Genomic DNA, 2,754 nt, shown 5'->3' with positions numbered 1-2,754 from the left:
GAAGTTACATCAGAAAATCTTTGGAATTGGTTTACTCACTGCTGTTATTGTACCTCATCTTTATGAGAAAGGCTATATCTGGGCGTTAGGCGATATCAATGGGGGCCGTAATACACCTATGTGGTACTCGACGATTATCGGATTGTCAAAGCGAACTTGATTGATGGTTCCATCCTGCCTTTTCACCCATCCAGAACTGGCTCATGTAGGTCTGACCGAAACCGAAGCACAGCAATAAGGGTATTATTATGCCATCCAAGTAGCAAGCTGGATGCCGCAGACATTACGCGAGCGGAAACAGAGGGTCAAACCGATGGAATGATGAACGTGATCGTGGATACTGAAACAGGTCGGATTCTCGGATGCTCGCTTTTGTGTCATGAAGCAGGTGAAGTGATTTTGACGGTGCAGATGGTGATGCAAGCTCAGATGCCGCACATCGTTCTGCACGATGGAGTTTTGGCTCATCCCACAATGACCGAAGAGTTAAATATGCTGTTTTCAAGTTGTAAGCAGCGAGTGCAATACCACAGGACTTATCCAAAATGAAAAAACTAGAAGGAAAAGTCGCTCTTGTCACTGGTGGCACTAGCGGCATCGGTCTTGCGACTGCTAAACGCTTTGTCGCCGAAGGTGCCTATGTCTTCATCACAGGTCGTCGTCAAACTCAACTGGATGCTGCCGTCAAAGAGATAGGTGAAAACGTCACGGGTGTTCAGAGCGATGTCTCCAATCTGGCAGACCTCGATCGCCTGTTCGCCACTATCGAGCAAAAACAAGGACATCTTGATGTGATCTTCGCTAATGCTGGCGGTGGAGAACTCCTCCCACTCGGAGCAATCACCGAAGAACACTTTGACAAAATGTTCAACACTAACGTCAAAGGTCTGCTATTCACCGTACAGAAGGCACTGCCTCTGTTGCCCCTGGGCGCTTCCATCATCCTGAACGCCTCTCAGAGCACTACGGTAGGCACCCCAGCCTTCAGTGTTTACAGCGCTACCAAAGCCGCCGTGCGCTCGTTTGCTCGTAATTGGATTCTCGATCTCAAAGAGCGCAAAATCCGGGTTAACGTCATTAGTCCTGGCGTTGTTCCTACTCCTGCTCACGATCTCCTGGGACTGAGTGATGAGCAGAGACAGGAATTCATAGCCAGCTTTGTCAGCGCCATCCCTCTGGGAAGAGTCGGCACGCCCGATGAGATTGCCAAAGCCGTTGTCTTTCTCGCTTGTGACGACAGCAGCTTTGTCAACGGCATCGAGCTGTTTGTCGATGGCGGTATGGCACAGATTTGAAACGCTCTAAAAGTGGCCGGTAATCTTCCAAGCGGGCTACTTCTTTGAAAGTGCAAATGTACTGGAGATTTGGAAAAAGGATTCGATCGCTCTGGCTGCACTTCTGAGCGTAGAGAATATGGATGGCTTTTTCTATAAATTCAAGCATCTAAACATTCAAATATCTAGACATTCAGATGTTTAAAAGGTAAAATCTGGTTGATGGACTCAACAGGCTTACCTATGATTGTGACAATCGCCTCATTTAAAGGCGGAGTCGGGAAGACAACCACAGCGCTGCACTTAGCAGCTTATTTGCAGACCAAAGCACCCGCGTTGTTGGTAGATGGCGACCTCAACCGCAGTGCATTAGATTGGGCGGCTCGCGGTTTCCTCCCGTTCAAAGTGGTCGATGAAAAGCAAGGCGTGCGATATGCCAGGGATTACGAGCATATCGTCATCGACACGCCTGCACGACCTACCCCAGAAGACCTGAAAACTCTAGCTGAAGGGTGCGATTTGCTGATATTGCCCAGCTCTCCCGATGCTATGGCCCTGAGCGCTATGCTGCAAATGGTGGAAGCTCTCTATTCTCTCCAATCCAATTACCGCATTTTGCTTACGGTCATTCCGCCCGCTCCGAGTAAAGTCGGGGCTGAATCTAGGGCAACCATCGAAAAAGCGGGATTGCCCATTTTCAAGTCTGATATCAGGAGGCTGGCGGTATTTCAAAAAGCTGCTCTCGCCGGGGTGCCTGTAAGCGCTATCAAAGACCCTTATGCTAAAGCTGCTTGGGGGTGCTACACCGCTGTTGGAAAGGAGATACTGCCATGAGTCGCTTTGATGATTTACTGAAGGCCAAGAAACTCAAGCCTGGTGAACCTGACCTTTCACCTAGTGTGGCGCTATCCAAAAGCAAAGACCCCAACTTTGTTCGGACTACCGTTTATCTGCCCAAAATTCTGCACCGCCAACTTAAATCCGCAGCAGCGCAATCAGGTCAGGAAATGAGCGAGCTGGTGGAGAAGTCAGTGGCTCAATACCTCCAACAGTTCAATCCCGACGACAGCCTGTAAAACATTTAGATGTTTGAATGTTTAAGACTTAGATTACGGTCAGCTCAGGAACTGTCGGTGGCTCAATACCTCCAACCGTTCAATAACGACAACCACGGCGAACATTTAGATGTTCAGATGTTCAAATATTTGAACATCTGATGCCTAAAAGTACAGATTAGCGTTTGAGCCGAAGTTATATCAATTCCGGTTGCACCGGAATGATATACTGAAAGAGCGTAAGCGAGTGCAACGAGGACAAGTCATGCCTAAACGCCTCAAGTTAGGGCATTGCACAGTTGTGGTATGCTATCGATAGCACGCCTGCAAGGAACAAACATATTTCACCTAGTAATAGGCACAGTTTTATGCTTTAAGTAATAAATGACTAATCGAATTGATATGGTCAACATCAAGAGAGACTT

At 48.0% G+C, this 2,754-nt stretch carries 5 protein-coding genes; all 5 read left to right on the top strand.

The window, feature by feature from the left end:
- The first annotated feature begins 163 nt into the window (after positions 1-163).
- The 5 genes from QUA71_RS29415 (at position 164) to QUA71_RS29000 (ending at position 2,350) form a co-directional block, all read left to right on the top strand.
- Positions 164-238 (top strand): hypothetical protein, encoded by a 75-nt coding sequence (locus tag QUA71_RS29415; RefSeq protein ID WP_445243839.1) that lies wholly within the window; start codon positions 164-166, stop codon positions 236-238.
- Positions 239-318: 80 nt separating this feature from the next.
- Positions 319-549 carry a hypothetical protein gene (locus QUA71_RS29015; protein WP_333290447.1) on the top strand — a complete coding sequence of 77 codons (231 nt, stop codon included), beginning with the start codon at positions 319-321 and terminating at the stop codon, positions 547-549.
- Entirely contained in the window at positions 546-1,295 is a 750-nt protein-coding gene (locus QUA71_RS29010; protein ID WP_333290445.1) for an SDR family oxidoreductase, read from the top strand. Before QUA71_RS29015 ends, QUA71_RS29010 begins: the two co-directional genes overlap by 4 nt.
- A gap of 222 nt (positions 1,296-1,517) precedes the next feature.
- Entirely contained in the window at positions 1,518-2,108 is a 591-nt protein-coding gene (locus QUA71_RS29005; protein ID WP_333290443.1) for a ParA family protein, read from the top strand.
- Positions 2,105-2,350 (top strand): CopG family transcriptional regulator, encoded by a 246-nt coding sequence (locus QUA71_RS29000; protein WP_333290442.1) that lies wholly within the window; start codon positions 2,105-2,107, stop codon positions 2,348-2,350. Before QUA71_RS29005 ends, QUA71_RS29000 begins: the two co-directional genes overlap by 4 nt.
- Positions 2,351-2,754 lie beyond the last annotated feature (404 nt).

It is taken from the genome of Microcoleus sp. MON1_C5 (genome assembly GCF_036701875.1).
Classification (GTDB): domain Bacteria; phylum Cyanobacteriota; class Cyanobacteriia; order Cyanobacteriales; family Microcoleaceae; genus Microcoleus.
Note: the sequence above shows the minus strand (reverse complement) of the source record. Positions and strands in the feature narration are given on the sequence as shown.

Excerpts from the sequence above, each read along its gene's own strand:
- QUA71_RS29005 (WP_333290443.1), top strand. The coding sequence starts at position 1,518 with ATGATTGTGACAATCGCCTCATTTAAAGGCGGAGTCGGGAAGACAACC.
- QUA71_RS29010 (WP_333290445.1), top strand. The coding sequence starts at position 546 with ATGAAAAAACTAGAAGGAAAAGTCGCTCTTGTCACTGGTGGCACTAGC.
- QUA71_RS29000 (WP_333290442.1), top strand. The coding sequence starts at position 2,105 with ATGAGTCGCTTTGATGATTTACTGAAGGCCAAGAAACTCAAGCCTGGT.
- QUA71_RS29015 (WP_333290447.1), top strand. The coding sequence starts at position 319 with ATGATGAACGTGATCGTGGATACTGAAACAGGTCGGATTCTCGGATGC.